Genomic DNA, 18,271 nt, shown 5'->3' with positions numbered 1-18,271 from the left:
CTTTGAGGAGTTGTGCGCCACGACTCAGCGGTTCCGGAAGTCGGGCTGCCGCTTCTCGCGGAACGCCGCCATGCCCTCCTTCTGGTCCTCAGTGTCGAAGAGCAGCGCGAACGCCTGCTTCTCGTGCGCGAGGCCATCGGCGAGCGACGTCTCCATCGCGGTGTCGAGCGCGGCCTTCGCGGCGTAGAGCGAGGGCAGCGACTTCGAGGCGATGGTCTCGGCCAGGGTCGTCGCCTCGGCCAGCAGATCGGATGCCGGCACCACCCGCGAGGCGAGACCGATGCGCTCGGCCTCGACCGCGTCGATGATGCGGCCCGAGAGCACCAGCTCGGCGGCCTTGTAGTACCCGACCGCGCGGATGAGGCGCTGCGTGCCGCCCATGCCGGGGATGACTCCGAGGTTGATCTCGGGCTGCCCGAACTTGGCGGTGTCGGCGGCGAGGATGATGTCGCACATCATCGCCAGCTCGCACCCGCCGCCCAGGGCGAAGCCGGCGACCGCGGCGATCACGGGCGTGCGCACGGCGGCGAAGTCGGTCCACGCACCGAAGTGGTCGGTGGCGAGCATCTCCGCCGACGACATGCCCTCCATCTCCTTGATGTCGGCGCCGGCGGCGAACGCCTTCTCGGAGCCGGTGACCACGATCGCCCCCACGCCCTCATCGGCGTCGAACGCGACGGCGGCCGCGGTGACCTCTTCGGACACCTTCCCGTTCAGGGCGTTCAGCGCCTGCGGGCGGTTGAGGGTGATCCACCCGACCCGTCCGCGCTGCTCGACCAGGATCGTCTCGTACTCGGTCATGGTGTGTCTCCCTCGTGTCGTGTCGTGTCGCTGTCCAGTCTCCCCGTCCCGGCTTTCGAATCGCTCACTTTGCTGCAGATCCGCCCTGGATGGCGCCATTCGAGCGATTCGAAAGCGGGGTCACTCGCCGGCGCGGATATCGGTGATGATGCCGGAGAAGTCGCGGCCGGCGCCGTCGCCCGCGGCGTACGCCGCGTAGATCTCCTGGGCGAGCCGACCCATGCGGGCATCCGTCGACGTCTGCTCGATCGCCGTGAGCGCGAGCCCCAGGTCTTTGGCCATGAGCGCTCCGGCGAAGCCCGGCTGGTAGTCGCGGTTCGCGGGACTCGTGGGCACGGGACCCGGCACGGGGCAGTTGGTCGTGATCGACCAGCACTGACCGGATGCCTGTGACACCACGTCGAACAGCGCCTGGTGCTCGAGTCCGAGGCGCTCCCCCAGCACGAACGCCTCGGCGACGGCGATTTGCGACACCGCGAGCACCATGTTGTTGCAGACCTTCGCGGCCTGCCCGAGGCCGGGGCCACCGCAGTGCACGATGCGCTTGCCCATCGCCTCCAGCAGCGGGAGGGCTGCCGCGTAGTCCTCGTCGAGAGCGCCGACCATGAACGCGAGCGTGCCGTTCTCGGCTCCGACGACCCCGCCCGAGACGGGGGCATCGATGTTGCGGTGCCCGGCGGCGAGCGCGAGGGCGTGCGCGGCGCGGGCCTCGTCGACCGCGATGGTCGACGACTCGATGAACAGCGTGTTCGGGCGCGCGGCGGCGAGCAGTTCGGTGCGGTACGCGTCGATCACGTGGCGTCCGGCGGGGAACATCGTGATGACGACGTCGGCGTCGACGACGGCATCCGCTCCGCTCGCAGCCACCGGGATGCCCGCGGTGCGCGCCGCCTCGATCGCGGCGGGCATCGGGTCGAAGCCGTGCACCTCGTGCCCGGCCTTCACGAGATTGATCGCCATCGGCAGCCCCATGTGGCCGAGGCCGAGGAAGGCAACGACCTGTTTCGACGACGTGGTCATGAGGCGCTCCGCATCGATGCGGATTCTGCGGGGCGCAGCATCTCGCGCCCGACGATCAGCCGCATGATCTCGTTCGTGCCCTCGAGGATCTGGTGCACCCGCAGGTCGCGCACGACCTTCTCGATGCCGTAGTCCTGCAGGTAGCCGTAGCCGCCGTGCAGCTGCAGCGCGCGGTTGGCGACGTCGAAGCCCGCGTCGGTCGCGAAGCGCTTGGCCATCGCGCAGCGCATCGTGGCGTCCGGCGCCTTCGCATCGACCGCCTCCGCACCGTCTCGCACCATGAGGCGAGCCGCCTGCAGGTCGGTGCGCATGTCGGCGATCTGGAACAGGATCGACTGCTTCTCGGCCAGCGGCTCGCCGAACGCGACCCGCTCGTGCACGTACTGCACGGCCCGGTCGAGCGCCCACTGCGCGCCGCCCAGCGAACACGCGGCGATATTGAGACGGCCGCCGTTGAGGGCCGACATCGCGATCGCGAACCCGCGGCCCTCCTCGCCGAGAAGAGCGGATGCCGGCACCCGCACCCCGTCGAAGATCACCTGTCGCGTGGGCTGGGCGTGCCACCCCATCTTCTTCTCCAGCGCTCCGAAGCTGAGCCCGTCGGCGTCACCCGGCACGAGGATCGCGCTGATGCCGCCCGCACCCGGTCCGCCGGTGCGCGCCATCACCACGTACACCGCGGCCTCGCCGGCGCCGGAGATGAATTGCTTCACGCCGGTCAGAACGTAGTCGTCGCCGTCGCGTACCGCGGTCGTGGCGATGTTCGCGGCATCCGATCCCGCCCCCGGCTCGGTGAGGCAATAGCCACCGAACTGCGCCATGACCGCGAGGTCGGGCATCCACCGGGCGATCTGGTCGTCGGTGCCGTAGGTGTCGATCATCCACGCGACCATGTTGTGGATCGAGATGTACGCCGCGACCGCCGGGTCGGCCTTGGCCAGCTCTTCGAAGATCGCGACCGTGTCGGCGCGGCTCAGGCCCGTGCCGCCGGATTCCTCGCGCACATAGATGCCCCCGAGGCCCAGCTCGCCGCCCCGGCCGAGCGACTCGCGCGGGAAGATGTGCTTCTCGTCGCGCTCCAGCGCGTGCGGGGCGAGCTCGGCGTCGGCGTACTCGCGCACCGCTTCGAGGATCGCCTCGCGCTCTTCGGCAGTGGTGGTGGTGACGTCGGTCATGGTCATCATCGACTCCTTCGGCTCGTGGCCTGGTCAGTGCATGGTCGGGATGACGAAGCTCGCGCCATCCTTGATCCCGGAGGGCCAGCGGCTCGTCACGGTCTTGGTCTTCGTGTAGAAGCGGAAGGCGTCGGCACCGTGCTGGTTGAGGTCGCCGAACCCGCTGCGCTTCCATCCGCCGAACGTGTAATACGCGATCGGCACGGGGATCGGCACGTTCACGCCGACCATGCCCACCTCGACGCGGGCGGCGAAGTCGCGGGCCGCATCGCCGTCGCGCGTGAAGATCGCGACGCCGTTGCCGTACTCGTGCTCGGAGGCCATGCGCAGCGCCTCCTCGTAGTCGGCGGCGCGGGCGATCACGAGCACCGGCCCGAAGATCTCCTCGCGGTAGATCGCCATGTCGGTGGTGACGTGGTCGAACAGGGTCGGTCCGAGGTAGAAGCCGTTCTCGAAGCCGTCGACCGCGAACCCGCGGCCGTCGGCGAGCAGCGTCGCGCCCTCGTCGATGCCCTGCTGGATGTACCCCTCGACCTTCTCGACCGCGGCGCGCGTCACGAGCGGTCCGTAGTCGACGTCGGGCGCCAGCGACGGGCCGACACGCAGCTGAGCGACGCGTTCGGTGAGCTTGGTGGCGAGAGCATCCGCCGTCTCCTGCCCCACCGGCACCGCCACCGAGATGGCCATGCAGCGCTCGCCCGCCGAGCCGTAGCCGGCGCCGATCAGGGCGTCGACCGCCTGGTCGAGGTCGGCATCGGGCATCACGATCATGTGGTTCTTCGCCCCGCCGAAGCACTGGGCGCGCTTGCCGTGCGCAGCAGCCGTCGCGTAGATGTACTCGGCGATCGGGGTCGAGCCGACGAACCCGACGGCACGGATGCGGTCATCGGTGAGCAGCGTGTCGACCGCCTCTTTGTCACCGTGCACGACGTTGAGCACGCCGGCCGGGAGCCCCGCCTCGAGGAACAGCTCGGCGAGACGCACGGGCACCGAGGGGTCGCGCTCGCTGGGCTTGAGCACCACCGCGTTGCCGGCGGCGAGCGCGGGACCCGCCTTCCACAGCGGGATCATCGCGGGGAAGTTGAACGGGGTGATCGCGGCGACGACTCCGAGCGGCTGGCGCATCGAGTAGACGTCGATGCCCGCGCCGGCGCCCGTGGAGTACTCCCCTTTAAGCAGGTGGGGCGCGCCGGCCGAGAACTCGATGACCTCGATGCCTCGCTGGATGTCACCCTTCGCATCGTCGACCGTCTTGCCGTGCTCGCTCGCGAGCAGCTCGGCGAGCGACTGCAGGTCGCGCTGCACCAGGTCGAGGAAACGCAGCAGCACGCGGGCGCGCTTCTGCGGGTTGGTCGCTGCCCACTGCTGCTGGGCGGCCTCGGCGTTCGCGATCACGGCGCGCACCTCGTCGGCCGAGGCGAGCGGCACGCGGGCCTGCACGGCTCCGGAGCTTGGGTCGAACACGTCGGCGAAGCGTCCCCCGTCGGGGGTGAGGTGCGATCCGCCCACGAAGTGCGGGATGGTACGAGTCATTTTGCGACGTCCCTTCGTGCCGTCATTGGCACATCGCGAGTTTACTTCGGCATCCGCGTATTTACTAGGGCGTCCTTGTATATGCGCAGTCGCGGGGGTGCGAGCCCGGGTCGATCGGTGGGAAATGCTCGAAATGAGCGCCGAGAAGTGACATTTCGCACCGATCCACCGCGCGTCGGGCAGCGACGGATGTTGAGGCGGCGTTCACCGCCGCGTCATCTCGGCGAACTACAACTGCAGGTGCGCGGATCGCCTCAGACCGGATCGGGTAGTCACAGGATTCCGCGCCACGGTGAGCGCCTCGCGCTCCCGGACCCCCGCCGAAATCGGGTCGGCGGGGGTCTCTCCTTTTGCTCCCGGGATTACAACCGCTCCACAATCATCGCGTTGGCCATGCCACCGCCCTCGCACATCGTCTGCAGACCGTAGCGGCCGCCCACCGCATCGAGCTGATCGACGAGAGTGCCGAGCAGGCGCGTGCCCGACGAGCCGAGCGCGTGCCCGAGCGCGATCGCCCCGCCGCGCGGGTTGAGCTTTGCCGGGTCGGCGCCGAGTTCGGCCGCCCAGGCCAGCGGCACCGACGCGAATGCCTCGTTCACCTCATACGCATCGAGGTCGTCGACCGTGAGCCCGGTCTGCTGCAGGATGCGTCGGGTCGCGGGAATCGGGCCCGTCAGCATCATCAGCGGGTCGTCGCCGACGACGGCGAAGGAATGGATGCGGGCGCGCGGAACCAGCCCGAGCGATGCGGCCCTCTCGGCGCTCATCAGCACGGCGGCCGACGCCCCGTCGGTCAACGGTGAGGAGTTGCCCGGCGTGATGCGCCAGTCGAGATCCGGGAAGCGCGCGGCGAGGGCATCCGTGCGGAACGCCGGATTCAGGCCCGCGAGACCTTCGGCGGTGGTGCCGGGCCGCACGGTCTCGTCGGTGACGGCATCCGGAGCCTCGTCGACCCCGACCACCGTGCGATCGAAGAAGCCCGTGGCCCAGGCATCCGCCGCCCGCCGGTGCGACTCGGCAGCGTACGCATCGAGTGCGTCGCGGTCGAGGTTCCAGCGCTGAGCGATCAGCTCTGCCGACACGCCCTGGTTCACCAACCCCTCGGGATAGCGGGCCCGCAGCCGGGGCGAGATCGGGGAGCCACCGGCGGCCGATGACCCGAGCGGCACCCGGCTCATCGACTCGACGCCGCCCGCGATCACGATGTCGTAGGCGCCGGCCATGATGCCCTGCGCCGCGATGTGCACCGCCTGCTGGCTCGACCCGCACTGCCGGTCGATCGTCGCCGCGGGCACGCTCTCGTCGAACCCGGCGGCGAGCACCGCCTGACGGCCGATGTTCATCGACTGCTCGCCCACCTGGCTCACACAGCCGAGCAGCACGTCGTCGATCTGACGCGAGTCGAGGCCGGTGCGCTCGAGCACAGCCTGCAGCACGCCGGCGGCGAGGTCGACCGGGTGCACTCCCGACAGCGACCCACCGGGCTTGCCGCGACCCACCGGGGTGCGGACGATGTCGACCAGAACCGCTTCGTTGCGTGTGCTCATGCGTCCATTCTGCGCCGGAGGCGCGCTCCCGCCGCCGTAACCCGCCCGTCACACGCCGCGAATACAATCGACGATGCGCCAGAACCCCGGCGCATCCGCTTTCCCGGCGGGCCCGCAACCCGGGCCGCCCGTTCTCCGAGGACCCCACCATGTCCAGCGATCCCATCACCGTGTCCATCCGCCGCGAGGTCGACCCCGAGCGCGTCGCCGAGGCGACCGCGTGGGTGCAGACCGGCGTGAACCTCGCCAACAAGTACCCGGGATTCCTCGGGTCGGGGTGGGTGAGGTCGGGCGATGAGACCAACGTCTGGCACATGCTCTACCGCTTCGCGGACGAGCCGACGCTGGTCGCGTGGGAGCAGTCCGGCGAACGGGGCTGGTGGCTGTCGATGGGCGAGGGGTTCGTGCGCAGTGAGCGCTCGCGGCGCCGCACCGGCATCGAGGGCTGGTTCGACGAGCCGACGACCGGCACCATCACCGTGCAGACGGCCGAGGGCACGGCCGAGGTGACCGTGGGCAACAGCGCCCCGCCCCGCTGGAAGCAGGCCGTGTCGATCTGGCTCGGGTTCTTCCCGGTGAATCTCGCCTTCACCTACGCGATGTCGCCGGTGCCGGGATGGGATGCCTTCCCGATCTGGGTGCGCGTGCTGGTGACGACGCTCGTGCTCACGCCGATCATGGCGTACCTCGTGCTGCCGTGGGTGACGCGTCGCCTGCGCCGCTGGCTCGCGCGCTGAAAGTCAACGGGCAGACCGGGGGACGGATGCCGTGGCACTGTAGTGACATGCGCATCGCTCTCACCGGATCATCGGGCAAGCTCGGCCGCGTCGTCGCGAGGGAACTCCGGGCGAACGGGTACGAGGTCATCGGGATGGACGTCACGGGGGTGCGCGGCCCGGACTTCGTGCAGGTCGACCTGACGGACTACGGCCAGGTGATCGACGCGTTCACCGCGGTCGGCGACCGGCACGACGGCATCGACGCGGTCGTGCATCTCGGCGCGATCCCCGCTCCCGGCATCCGCACCGACGTCGCCACGTTCCACAACAACATGCCGGCCACGTTCAACGTGTTCTGGGCGGCGGTGCGCCTCGGCATCCGCCGCATCGTCTACGCGTCGAGCGAGACCGTGCTCGGCCTGCCGTTCGACGTGCCGCCGCCCTACATCCCCGTCGACGAGGAGTACCCGGCCCGCCCCGAGTCGGTGTACTCGCTGGTGAAGACGCTCGAAGAGCAGCTGGCGACCGAGATCGTGCGCTGGCACCCCGAGATGTCGATCACGGCCCTGCGGTTCTCGAACGTGATGGACCCCGAGGACTACACCGCCTTCCCCGCGTTCGACGCCGACGCGACGCTGCGCAAATGGAACCTGTGGGGCTATATCGACGCCCGCGACGGCGCCCAGGCCGTGCAGCGCGCACTCGAGGTCGCCGCTCCCGGATTCGACCGGTTCATCATCGCCGCCGCCGACACCGTGATGTCGCGCCCGAACGCCGAGCTGATCGCCGAGGTCTTCCCCGGGGTGCCGGTCACGCGCGAGGTCGGCGCGAACGAGACGCTGCTGTCGATCGACAAGGCGCGGCGCGTGCTGGGCTTCGAGCCGCAGCACTCCTGGCGCGACGAGGCCTGACGCGCGACGGGCAAGCCCCACGCGCTACCGCCGGGCGATGGTCGAGCCGCGGATGACGAGGCGCACCGGCAGGTGGTGCGAGCCCTCTCCGATGTCGACGCCGTCGATCGCATCGAACACGCGCTGCGCGGCCTGTCGCCCCAGCTGCTGCAGGTTGGCGTCGATGCTGGTGAGCTCGGGACGGGCGTTGGTGGCGAGCACCTCCCAGTTGTCGTACCCGATGACGGCGAGGTCGTCGGGCACCGAACGCCCCAGGTCGCGGGCCGAGTCGAGCACCCCGCGGGCGATCTGGTCGGATCCGCAGAAGATCGCATCGATGTCGGGATGCCGCTGCAGCAGCAGCGCGCCGGCGTCGCGCCCCCAGTGCTCGGTCCATTCCGAGAGCATGGGTTCGCCGACGAGTTCGAGCCCGGCTTCGGCGAGCGCCGCCCTGGCTCCGGCGAGGCGGTCTTGGGCGGCGGCGTACGAGGGTTCGCCCGAGATGTGCGCGATGCGTCGGCGTCCGCAGGCGAGCAGATGCTCGATGGCGAGGCGTCCGCCGGCGTAGTTGTCGGGGGTGAGCGACAGGTCGCGGGGGTCGTCGGAGGGCGCGTACGCGTAGACGACGGGCACGGGGATGTCCTGCCCGAGCGAGGGGCGCGGGTCGGTCTGCCGCCCCACGACGATGATGCCGTCGACGCGGCGACTGAGCAGTTCCTTCAGGTGGTGCTGCTCGCGGATGGCGTCGCCCCGGGCGTCGCAGAGGAACACGTTGATGCGGCCGGCGCCGAAGGCGTCTTCGGCGCCCATGAGGATCGGGATCATGAAGCGGCCTTCGAGGTCGCTCGTGAGCAGGCCGACGGTGCCGGTGCGACCGGCGAGCAGGCCGCGGGCCATGGCGTTGGGGGTGAAGGAGATCTCTTCGGCGGCGGCGAGTACTCGGGCGCGGGTCGCGGCGGCGACGTCGCCGCGGTCGTTGAGCGCTTTGGATGCCGTCGCGATCGACACTCCGGCGAGACGGGCGACGTCGCTGAGCGTCGACGCCCTTCCCACTGATTCATTCCCTGCCATCACGCCCCCTGAACATTGCTGAAAGGTTATCGGAACGATCCTTGACCGCTGCGCATCATTCACGATATACCTTTTCGAAAGGGGTTTCGGAGTTTTCGAAACCGCCCCTCAGCTCGACACCGCCGTCGCCCGACGACAGCATCCACTCACCGAAGAGTCCTGGAGGCAATCCCATGCACACCACCCGACGCCGTGCATTCCGCCGCACGGTCACCGCGCTCGCCGTCACCGGCCTGCTCGTCACTCCCCTGGCGGCATGCGCCGCGAACACGCCCGATGCCGGCCCCGCCGAGGACATCCCCGCCGAGGGCATCGACGACGGCTCCACGCTGACGCTCTGGACGCGTGCCCCCATCGAGCATCAGGCCAACCTGCTCGTCGACGCGTACAACGCCTCGCACGAGAACCAGGTCGAGCTCACGGTCGTCCCCAACGACGACTACGTCGCCAAGGTCGGCGCCGCCGCCGGCTCCGGAGGCCTCCCCGACCTCTTCGCCGCCGACATCGTCTACGTGCCCAACTGGGTCGAGCAGGGCCTCTTCCAGGACATCTCCGAGCAGATCGACGGCCTCGATTACAAGGACGAGATCAACCAGGGCCACCTCTCGGCCGGCACCCTCGACGGCAAGGAGCACGTACTGCCGTTCGCCCTCGACCTGTCGATGCTGTTCTGGAACAAGGAGCTCTTCGCCGAGGCCGGCCTCGACCCCGAGAAGGCCCCCGCCACCCTCGAGGAGTTCTCCGACGCCGCGCTCGCCATCCAGGCGCTCGACAAGCCCGACACCTACGGCACCGCCACCGGCCTCAACTGCGGCGGATGCCTCGTCTTCACCTGGTTCCCCTCGATCTGGGCATCCGGTGAAGAGGTCATGAACGAGGACGGCACCGAATCGCTGCTCGACGGCGACGCCGCACAGGCGGTCTACGACACGTGGACCGGACTGCAGGATGCCGGGGCCGTACTCCCGTCGTCGACGGACGAGGCCGGACCCACCTGGACCGCCGCGTTCAGCGAGGGCAAGGTCGGCCTCATGCCGTTCCCCGCGACGCTGCTCCCCTCGCTCGAGTTCGACGCGGGCGTGGCCGGCATCCCGGGTGTCGACGGTGGCGCCTCGACGTTCGTGGGCGGCGACGGCATCGGCGTCTCGAAGGACTCGAAGCAGTCGGCTCAGGCGTGGAACTTCCTGCAGTGGATGATGTCGGAGGAGGCGCAGGTCGAGGTGCTCGCGAAGGACGGCAATGCCGTCTCGCGCACCGATCTCGCCGACAACGAGTACGCCGCCGCCGACCCGCGCCTGGTGACGATCAACGAGGTCGCCGCCGATGGGAAGACGCCCTTCTCGCTCAACTTCCAGCAGGCGTTCAATGCTCCCGGAAGCCCGTGGCTCACGCTCGTGCGCAACGCGGTGCTGAACGGCGACGACGCAGTGCCGGCCGACAACGAGGAGATCACCGCGATCCTCTCGCAGTGATCCCCCGGTGATGCGCGGTGGGGCGGCCCGAAAGGCCGCCCCACCCCACCCGCCTCGTCCGACCCCATCGAAAGAGACTGTGATGACTTCGACCGCAACCCCGCTGCGCCGCCGCCGGTCGCGCACCGGATTCGGCGGCCCGGTGCAGGGCTGGCTGTACGCCGCCCCGACGGCGACCTTCGTCGCCCTGCTGTTCGTGGTGCCGCTGGTGCTGGTGCTGCAGATGTCGGGATCGGACTGGCCGCTGCTCAGCGGCAACCGCGGCCCGAATTTCCCGGAGAACTACGTGGATGCGGTCACCCACCGCCTGTTCTGGGACTCCATACGCTTCACCCTGCTGTACACCGTCATCACGACCGTGATCCTGATCGGCCTGGGTCTCGGGCTCGCCCTGCTGGTGCAGGAGTCGACGCGCTGGAAGGGCTTCCTGCGCACGGCGTTCCTCATCCCAAGCGCGCTGGGCCTGGCATCCGCCTCGCTCCTCTTCTACGTGCTGTACTCCCCCATCGCCGGCCCGTTCGCCGGGCTGATGAAGTCGTGGGGCATCACGTTCCTCGGCACCCCCGAAGGGGCGCTGTGGTCGACCATCTTCCTGATCGTCTGGCGCTACGCCGGCTTTTACATGCTGCTGATGCTCGTGGGCCTGCAGGGCATCCCCGACGACGTCTACGAGGCCGCGCGCATCGACGGCGCCGGCCGCTGGCACACCTTCCGCTACATCACCGTGCCGTTGCTCAAGCCGACCTTCGCGCTCACGACCGTGATGTGCGTGACGGGGTCGCTGCTGGCCTTCGAGCAGTTCTACATCCTCACCAAGGGTGGACCCGACAACAGCACCATGACCGTCGTGCAGCTCATCTACAACGTGGCCTTCCAGGGGCAGAACAGCCTCGGCATCGCCGGCGCGCTCTCGGTGATCGTGCTGCTCGCCCTCATCGTCATCAACGTCTTCCAGCTGCGCGCCTTCCGGCGTCCGGATGAGAACTGAATCGAGAGCCGACCATGTCTCAGACACTCACCCGCACGATCGTCGCTCCGGCGCATCAGCCCACCGCCCCGCGGTACCGGTCGAAGGCCGCCCGCGTGGTCTACGGCATCCCCTACTGGGTCTTCACCACCGCTCTCGCGGTGATCTTCCTCTATCCGCTCATCTGGACCGGCGTCTCGTCGGTCAGCCCGATGGCGGGCACCAGCCAGACCGACGGATGGGGCTTCGGCAACTACGCCGCCCTCGGCGAGTACCAGGCCGGCATCTGGGTCTACCTCGGCAACTCGCTGTTCGTCTCGGTGCTCACCGTCGCGCTGACCCTGTTCATCTCGCTGCTCGGCGGCTACGCGTTCGCCCGGTTCTCGTTCCCCGGCAAGAACGCGCTGTTCCTGCTGACGCTCGCGATCCTGATGGTGCCGTACGCGACCCTGCTGATCCCGCTGTACGTGATCCTCAACGCCGTCGGCCTGCAGAACTCGCTCGTCGGGGTGGCGCTGGTGATCACGATGTTCCAGCTGCCGTTCTCGATGTTCATGATGCGCATCTCGTTCGAGTCGATCCCGAAAGAGATGGACGAAGCGGCGATGGTCGACGGATGCTCCAGCTGGGGCGCCCTGTGGCGGGTGCTGCTCCCCGCGGTGAAGCCGGGCCTGGTGACCGTGGGCCTGTTCGCCTTCCTCACCGCATGGAACGACTTCATGGCGCCGCTGATCCTCATCAACGACACCAACCGCATGACGCTGCCTCTCGCGGTGGCGAACCTGCGCGGCCAGGTGCAGGGCGTCGTCGACTACGGCGCCACCGAGGCCGGGGTCGTCGTGCTCGCACTGCCCTGCATCCTGCTGTTCCTGATCCTCCAACGACACTACGTGCGCGGCTTCATGTCGGGCGCCTTCAAGGGATGACCATGTCCGACACCACTGCACCGGCCGCACCGGTCGTACCCACCCGCGGGCGTCTACGCCCCCTCGGCCTCGACGAGGTGCGCATCACCGGAGGATTCTGGGGCGACCGTCAGGCCATCAACGGCGAGGCGACCCTCGCGCACATCGAGTCCCGTCTCGAGAGCGAGGGGTGGCTGCCCAACTACGACCTCGCGGTCGCCGGCACGCTGCCGGAGGGCCGTCGGGGCCGGGAGTTCGCGGACTCCGAAGTGTACAAGTACCTCGAGGCGCTCGCGTGGGAGATCTCCCGAACGGATGCCGCGGCCGATGCCCCTCTCGAGCAGCGGTTCCGTCGGGTCGTCACCCGCGTCGCCGCCGCCCAGGAGCCGGACGGCTATCTGAACACGATGTTCGGGCGGCCTGGGCAGGCGCCGCGCTGGTCGGATCTGGAGTGGGGGCACGAGCTGTACTGCCTGGGGCACCTCTTCCAGGCGGCGGTCGCCCGGCACCGCACCCGACCCGATGCCGACGACGGCCTCGTCGAGGTCGCCCGACGCGCAGCCGAGCTGGTCTGCCGGGAGTTCGGCCCTGCGGGGCGCGACGCGATCTGCGGGCACGCCGAGGTCGAGGTCGGTCTCGCCGAGCTCGGCAGGGCGCTCGACGAACCACGCTTCATCGCTCAGGCCGCCCTCTTCGTCGAGCGGCACGGGCACGGCTCGCTGCGCGAGATCGAGTGGGGGCAGGAGTACTTCCAGGACGACGTGCCGGTGCGAGACGCCGAGGCCCTGCGCGGGCACGCCGTGCGGGCGAACTACCTCGCGTCGGGCGCGACGGATGTCGCGGTCGAGGGCGGAGACACCGCGCTGCTCGACGCGCTGCGCGCCCAGTGGGATCGCACGGTCGAACGCCGCACCTACGTGACCGGCGGGCAGGGCTCGCACCACCAGGACGAAGCGTTCGGCGACGACTGGGAGTTGCCGCCGGACCGCGCCTACTCCGAGACGTGCGCGGGCATCGGCTCGATCATGTTCTCATGGCGCCTGCTGCTCGCGACCGGCGAGGCGCGGCACGCCGACCTCATCGAACGCACCCTGTTCAACGTCGTCGCGACCTCACCCGCCTCCGATGGCCGGGGCTTCTACTACGCGAATACCCTGCACCAGCGGGTGCCCGGCGTCCCCGCCGATCCCGACGGCACCTCGAAGCGCGCCTCGTCGTCGCTGCGGGCACCGTGGTTCGAGGTCTCGTGCTGCCCGCCCAACGTCGCCCGCACGTTCGCGAGCCTCGCCGCCTACCTCGCCACGGCCGACGACGATGGCGTGCAGCTGCACCAGTACGCGCCCGCGTCGGTGCGCACGACCCTGCCCGACGGGCGAGTCGTCGCGCTCGACATCGAGACGGGCTACCCGGTCGATGGCAGCATCCGCGTCACGATCGTCGACGATGCCGCGTTCACCCTGAGCCTGCGCGTTCCGGCGTGGGCGACGGATGCCGTGCTGCGGGTGCACTCGGGCGACGGGCTGGCGGAGCATCCGGCCGCCCCGGGCACCGTCGAGGTCGCGCGCGCATTCCGGGCCGGCGACATCGTCGAACTGGTGCTGCCGCTCACGGTGCGCGCAACGGCGCCGCATCCGATGGTCGATGCCGTGCGCGGAAGCGTCGCCATCGAGCGCGGACCCGAGGTGCTGGCGCTCGAATCGGTCGACTTCGGGTCAGACATCGGCGATGCCGTCGTCGCCGGCGACCCGGTCGAGAGCGACGGGCGTGTGGTGCTGCCAGTGCTTCATCGCTCGACGGGCGACGTCGTCGAGACCCCCCTCGTGGCGTACCACGACTGGGCCCGTCGCGGCCCCTCGACCATGCGGGTCTGGGTGCCGACGATCTGAGGGGCGGGAGGGGCGGGGCGCCCTTCGTGTCGTCGCCGCGCTCGTCTCCCGAACCGCGCAGCGGGACGAAGGCCGACGCCGAGTCGAGCTAGCGGATCTCGTAGGACTCGTCACCGGAGAGGTCGAGCTGAGCGCCCTCGGGAGATTCGACGGCGCGAGCCAAACGGAGCAGCCGTTCCACGAGTTCCGGATCCTCGAGCTCGGACCCGCCGTCGTTCACCGCTTTCGAGACAATCTGGCTCGCGGGACCGATCAGGAACTTCGCCGTGACGACGGAGCCGTCACCCTCGCGCACCGGGATCTCGACGATCTCCGCCCGCTCGCCATCGCCCAGCGCACGGCTGTAGGCCAGCAGCGCACTGGCGATAGCGTCACCCGTCAGGTACTCGTCTCCGGCGTAGTTGATCAACTGCATGATGCCTTTCTAACCCTCGCAGGAGCCGCAGCGATATCCCTTGCCGCGACCATCCTTCGTTTGCTAGGCAGGCCCCGCCCCCGCTACTCCTTCTTGCGAGTCACCGCCCGCTGCAGCAGCACGAAGACCAGCAGGATGCCGCCGGTGATGATCGTCGTCATCTCCGGGGGGATCCCGCCGTCACGGGTGATGAGCACCGTCATCAGCCCCAGCACGAGCGCCCCGATCACCGAGCCGAGCACGTACCCGTAGGCACCGGTGAGCACCGTGCCGCCGATGACCGCCGCGGCGATGGCATCGAGCTCCCAGCCGATGCCGGTGATGTTCTGCGCCGTACCGATGCGTGCCGTGTAGAGCACGGCGGCGAGCCCCGCGAGGGCGCCGCTGATCACGTACACGAGCACCTTCGTGCGCCGCACCGGAAGACCCATGAGCAGGGCGGAGTTCTCGGAACCGCCGATCGCGTAGACGGTGCGTCCGGTGCGCGTGCGGTGCAGCACGAAGAACGCCACCAGCACGACGACGGCCGCGATGATCACGCCCGGTGTGATGACGAGGTCGTTCACCTTGGGACCATCGATCACCTTCAGCTGCGCTCCGAGCCAGCGGATCGGCGAGTCCTCGTCGAGGCGCTCCGGCGTCGTACTGAGGAGCGAGGCCAGACCACGACCGAGGAACATCATGGCGAGTGTGGCGATGAAGGGTTGCACGTTGAAATACCTGATCAGCACCCCGGAGACGACGCCGAACGCCGCGCCGGCGCCGATCATCGCGACGATGACCGCGAGTGGATTCCATCCGGCGTTCGCCAGCATCACCCCCGCCACCGACGAGAAGGCGATGATCGAGCCGACCGAGAGGTCGATACCGCCGGTGATGATCACGAACGTCAGGGCGACGGCCAGCACGATGAGGTGCGCGTTGTTGATCAGCAGGTTCGACAGCGTGTTGAACTGCACGATGCGCCCGTAGGCGATCTCGCCGTAGACGACCATCGCGACGAAGATGACCACGGATGCGATCGTCGGGAGCACCGAGGGGTTGGCGCCGATCATGCGGCGCACCCGCGCCAGAAGGTCGGCGGGCTCGTGCTGCGTGGGGGTCGCGGTCAGGACGGTCATGCCGTCACCTCCTCTTTGATGGTCTCTGCAACGGGGCCTGCGGGGCGCGCCTTCCGCCGAGTGCGGAACCAACTGCGCACGCGCTCGGACTGCAGCAGGCACAGCAGGACGATCACGATCGCCTTGAACGCCGGGGTGGCCGACGACGAGACGCCGAGGTAGAGCACGGTCTTGTCGAGCGTCGCGATCAGCAGGGCGCCGACGAAGGCACCGCTGAGCGAGAACTTGCCGCCGGCGAGGGAGGCGCCGCCGATGACCACCGCGAGGATGGCATCGAGCTCGAGCTGATATCCGGTGCGCGAGATGTCGACGGTCATCACGCTGCCGACCGACATGATGCCCGCGATACCGGCGAGGATGCCGCTGAGCACGTAGGCGGTCAGCAGCAGGCCCGCCGGCTTGATGCCGGCCATGCGGCTGGCCTTGGGGTTGATGCCGATCGCCTCGATCATGAGCCCGAGGGCACTGCGCCTGACGACGAGGCCGACGGCGATGACGAGCAGCACCGCGAGGATGAACACCACCGGGATGCCGATGACGTAGCCGTTCGCGATCCAGCGGAACGGCGCGTTGGTGGCCGAGGTGTTCTGCCCTCCGGTGATCACCTTGGCGATGCCGCGCCCGGCGAGCATCAGCACGAGCGTCGCGATGAACGGTTGCAGCCCCACGTAGGCGACCAGCACACCGTTCACCGCTCCGAGGATGGCGGTGACCAGGAGCGCGAGACCCACGGCGGCGAAGGCGACACCCACGGACTCGGATTCGCCGGCCGCGCGCAGGAACTCCATCGACACGGCACCGGAGACCGCCATCAGCGACCCCACCGAGAGGTCGATGCCACCGGTGGCGATCACCAACGACATTCCGACGGCGATCATCATCACCGGTGCGGCCTGGCGCAGGATGTCGATGACGTTCCCGACCAGGTTGCCGTTGTTCGGGTTGATCGACAGGGCGAGGTAGGTGGGGTCCTTGATCACGTTCAACGCCAGGAGCGCGAGGATCGCGACGATCCCCCAGAAGAAGGGTTTGTGGATCAGGTCACGCCAGAGGGACGTGCCGGCTGCGGAGGTCATCGCGCGCCTTCCTTGTCGGTCGAGGGGACAGGATCGACGAGCGACCCTTCGGCGTCGTCGAGCGTCTCCGCTGCCGCGTCGACGCCGTGAGCGGCGATGATGTCGACGATCTCCTGCGCGGTCACGTCGGGACCGTTCTGCAGCTCGCCGATCTTGCGGTGGTCCTTGATCACGATGATGCGCTCCGAGAGCCGCACCACCTCCTCGAGTTCGGAGGAGATGAACACGACGCCCACGCCCTCTTCGGCGAGCTTCGCCACGGTCTCCTGGATCTCGGCCTTGGCGCCGATGTCGATCCCGCGCGTGGGTTCGTCGAGGATCAACAGCTCCGGCTCCGTGGCGAGCCAGCGGCCGAGGAGCACCTTCTGCTGGTTGCCGCCCGAGAGGTTCTTGATCATGCGGTTGGGGTCGGCCGGGCGCACGTTGAGCGCGTCGATGTACTTCTCGACGAGAGCGTCCTGCTCCTTGCGCGGCATCGGCCGCGCCCAGCCGCGCTTGGCCTGCACGGCGAGGATGATGTTCTCGCGAACGGTCAGGTCGCCGATGATGCCCTCGTCGCGGCGGTTCTCGGTGGAGAACGCGATGCGGCGAGCGAGAGCATCCGACGGCGATTTGAGATCGGCGCGCTCGCCATCGATCTCCATGCGCCCCTCGTCGGCGCGATCGGCGGCGTAGAGCAGACGAGCGAGTTCGGTGCGGCCGGCACCGAGCAGACCCGCGAAGCCGACGATCTCGCCGCGGCGCACCTCGATGTCGGTCTGCTCGACCGCACCGCGACGTGCGATGCCGGTAGCGGCGAGGAACGGCTTCTCGTCGGGGTCGCGGGGTTCGACCCGACGATTGCCGCCGAGCGACTTCAGCGTGTCGAGGTCTTTGCCGATCATGGTGGAGATGAGGGCGTGACGGTCGAGCTCGCGAGTCATGAACTCGCCTTCGTACCGTCCGTTGCGCAGCACCGTGAGTCGGTCGCTGATCGCATAGATCTGGTCGAGGAAGTGCGAGACGAAGAGGATCGCGACGCCCTGGTCGCGCAGAGAGCGGATGACCGTGAAGAGGTTCTCGACCTCGGCGGCGTCGAGGCTCGACGTCGGCTCGTCGAGGATCAGCACCTTGGCCTTGACGGCCATCGCGCGACTGATCGCGACGAGCTGCTGCACGGCGATCGACAGGGTGGAGAGGGGCTTATGGGTATCGAGATGCTCGAGCCCGAGACGGGCGAGCGCGTCGGTCGCGGCGCGATGCGTCGCCCGCCAGTTGATGTCGAACAGCCCGCGCACCTCGTGACCGAGCATCACGTTCTCGCCGATCGAGAGGTTGGGTGCCAGGTTCACCTCCTGGTAGACCGTCGAGATGCCCGCGGCCTGCGCATCGCCGGTACCGGCGAAGCTGCGCTCGCGTCCGGCGACGACGATCGACCCGGAGTCGATCGAGTAGACGCCGGTCAGCGCTTTGATCAGCGTCGACTTGCCGGCGCCGTTCTCGCCCATCAGGGCATGCACCTCACCGGGGAACAGGCGGAAGTCGACGCCGTCGAGGGCTTTGACGCCGGGGAACTCGATCGAGATCCCGCGCATCTCGACGATGGGCAGTTCTTCGTTCATCTCTGTCTCTCAGTCCGAGGTGCGCTCGGGTGGTGCTGCAGCTGCTGCACCACCCGAGCCTGGATCCGGCTG

Annotated in this window: 16 protein-coding genes; 6 read left to right on the top strand and 10 right to left on the bottom strand. The window is 69.0% G+C overall.

All coding sequences use genetic code 11. From position 1 onward, the window contains the following. Positions 1-24: 24 nt before the first annotated feature. The 5 genes from ACIOSY_RS07345 to ACIOSY_RS07325 form a co-directional block, all read right to left on the bottom strand. Positions 25-801, bottom strand: coding sequence for an enoyl-CoA hydratase-related protein (locus tag ACIOSY_RS07345; protein ID WP_400851366.1), 777 nt, complete (start codon positions 799-801; stop codon positions 25-27). A gap of 120 nt (positions 802-921) precedes the next feature. Then, a complete protein-coding gene (mmsB, locus tag ACIOSY_RS07340; RefSeq protein ID WP_400851363.1) occupies positions 922-1,821 on the bottom strand; it encodes a 3-hydroxyisobutyrate dehydrogenase in 900 nt (299 codons plus the stop codon). After that, positions 1,818-3,002: an acyl-CoA dehydrogenase family protein gene (locus ACIOSY_RS07335; RefSeq protein WP_400851360.1), complete on the bottom strand. Its 1,185-nt coding sequence runs from the start codon at positions 3,000-3,002 to the stop codon at positions 1,818-1,820. The genes mmsB and ACIOSY_RS07335 overlap by 4 nt, the downstream gene beginning before the upstream one ends. A gap of 27 nt (positions 3,003-3,029) precedes the next feature. Continuing rightward, positions 3,030-4,529 carry a CoA-acylating methylmalonate-semialdehyde dehydrogenase gene (locus ACIOSY_RS07330; RefSeq protein WP_400851357.1) on the bottom strand — a complete coding sequence of 500 codons (1,500 nt, stop codon included), beginning with the start codon at positions 4,527-4,529 and terminating at the stop codon, positions 3,030-3,032. A 362-nt stretch (positions 4,530-4,891) separates the two neighbouring features. Next, positions 4,892-6,076 (bottom strand): thiolase family protein, encoded by a 1,185-nt coding sequence (locus ACIOSY_RS07325; protein WP_400851354.1) that lies wholly within the window; start codon positions 6,074-6,076, stop codon positions 4,892-4,894. Between the two features lie 149 nt (positions 6,077-6,225). Between ACIOSY_RS07325 and ACIOSY_RS07320 the strand changes: the two genes are divergently transcribed. Beyond that, complete coding sequence (locus ACIOSY_RS07320) at positions 6,226-6,813, top strand: antibiotic biosynthesis monooxygenase (RefSeq protein ID WP_400851351.1); 588 nt, start codon at positions 6,226-6,228, stop codon at positions 6,811-6,813. Positions 6,814-6,860: 47 nt separating this feature from the next. Continuing rightward, positions 6,861-7,706 carry an NAD-dependent epimerase/dehydratase family protein gene (locus ACIOSY_RS07315; protein WP_400851348.1) on the top strand — a complete coding sequence of 282 codons (846 nt, stop codon included), beginning with the start codon at positions 6,861-6,863 and terminating at the stop codon, positions 7,704-7,706. A gap of 24 nt (positions 7,707-7,730) precedes the next feature. On the opposite strand, the gene ACIOSY_RS07310 is transcribed toward ACIOSY_RS07315, so the two are convergent. After that, positions 7,731-8,756: a LacI family DNA-binding transcriptional regulator gene (locus ACIOSY_RS07310; protein WP_400851345.1), complete on the bottom strand. Its 1,026-nt coding sequence runs from the start codon at positions 8,754-8,756 to the stop codon at positions 7,731-7,733. A 173-nt stretch (positions 8,757-8,929) separates the two neighbouring features. Here ACIOSY_RS07310 and ACIOSY_RS07305 point away from each other — a divergent pair, with 173 nt between their 5' ends. From ACIOSY_RS07305 to ACIOSY_RS07290, 4 genes are all read left to right on the top strand, one after another. Then, complete coding sequence (locus tag ACIOSY_RS07305; RefSeq protein ID WP_400851342.1) at positions 8,930-10,228, top strand: ABC transporter substrate-binding protein; 1,299 nt, start codon at positions 8,930-8,932, stop codon at positions 10,226-10,228. A gap of 82 nt (positions 10,229-10,310) precedes the next feature. Continuing rightward, positions 10,311-11,216 (top strand): carbohydrate ABC transporter permease, encoded by a 906-nt coding sequence (locus tag ACIOSY_RS07300; RefSeq protein WP_400851339.1) that lies wholly within the window; start codon positions 10,311-10,313, stop codon positions 11,214-11,216. Positions 11,217-11,230: 14 nt separating this feature from the next. Next, positions 11,231-12,121, top strand: a complete 891-nt coding sequence (locus tag ACIOSY_RS07295) for a carbohydrate ABC transporter permease (RefSeq protein ID WP_400851336.1) — start codon at positions 11,231-11,233, stop codon at positions 12,119-12,121. Next, positions 12,118-13,986, top strand: coding sequence for a glycoside hydrolase family 127 protein (locus ACIOSY_RS07290; protein ID WP_400851333.1), 1,869 nt, complete (start codon positions 12,118-12,120; stop codon positions 13,984-13,986). The genes ACIOSY_RS07295 and ACIOSY_RS07290 overlap by 4 nt, the downstream gene beginning before the upstream one ends. 88 nt (positions 13,987-14,074) lie before the next feature. Here ACIOSY_RS07290 and ACIOSY_RS07285 read toward each other — a convergent pair whose 3' ends face one another. The 4 genes from ACIOSY_RS07285 to ACIOSY_RS07270 form a co-directional block, all read right to left on the bottom strand. Then, complete coding sequence (locus tag ACIOSY_RS07285; RefSeq protein ID WP_400851330.1) at positions 14,075-14,401, bottom strand: hypothetical protein; 327 nt, start codon at positions 14,399-14,401, stop codon at positions 14,075-14,077. 83 nt (positions 14,402-14,484) lie between these two features. Beyond that, positions 14,485-15,522, bottom strand: coding sequence for an ABC transporter permease (locus ACIOSY_RS07280; RefSeq protein WP_400851327.1), 1,038 nt, complete (start codon positions 15,520-15,522; stop codon positions 14,485-14,487). Beyond that, positions 15,519-16,598: an ABC transporter permease gene (locus ACIOSY_RS07275; RefSeq protein ID WP_400851325.1), complete on the bottom strand. Its 1,080-nt coding sequence runs from the start codon at positions 16,596-16,598 to the stop codon at positions 15,519-15,521. The genes ACIOSY_RS07280 and ACIOSY_RS07275 overlap by 4 nt, the downstream gene beginning before the upstream one ends. Beyond that, positions 16,595-18,199 carry a sugar ABC transporter ATP-binding protein gene (locus ACIOSY_RS07270; RefSeq protein ID WP_400851322.1) on the bottom strand — a complete coding sequence of 535 codons (1,605 nt, stop codon included), beginning with the start codon at positions 18,197-18,199 and terminating at the stop codon, positions 16,595-16,597. The genes ACIOSY_RS07275 and ACIOSY_RS07270 overlap by 4 nt, the downstream gene beginning before the upstream one ends. Between the last annotated feature and the right edge of the window lie 72 nt (positions 18,200-18,271).

The organism is Microbacterium sp. NPDC087665, from assembly GCF_044743285.1.
Taxonomy (GTDB): Bacteria; Actinomycetota; Actinomycetes; order Actinomycetales; family Microbacteriaceae; genus Microbacterium.
This window is presented reverse-complemented; position numbering and strand designations above follow the sequence as displayed.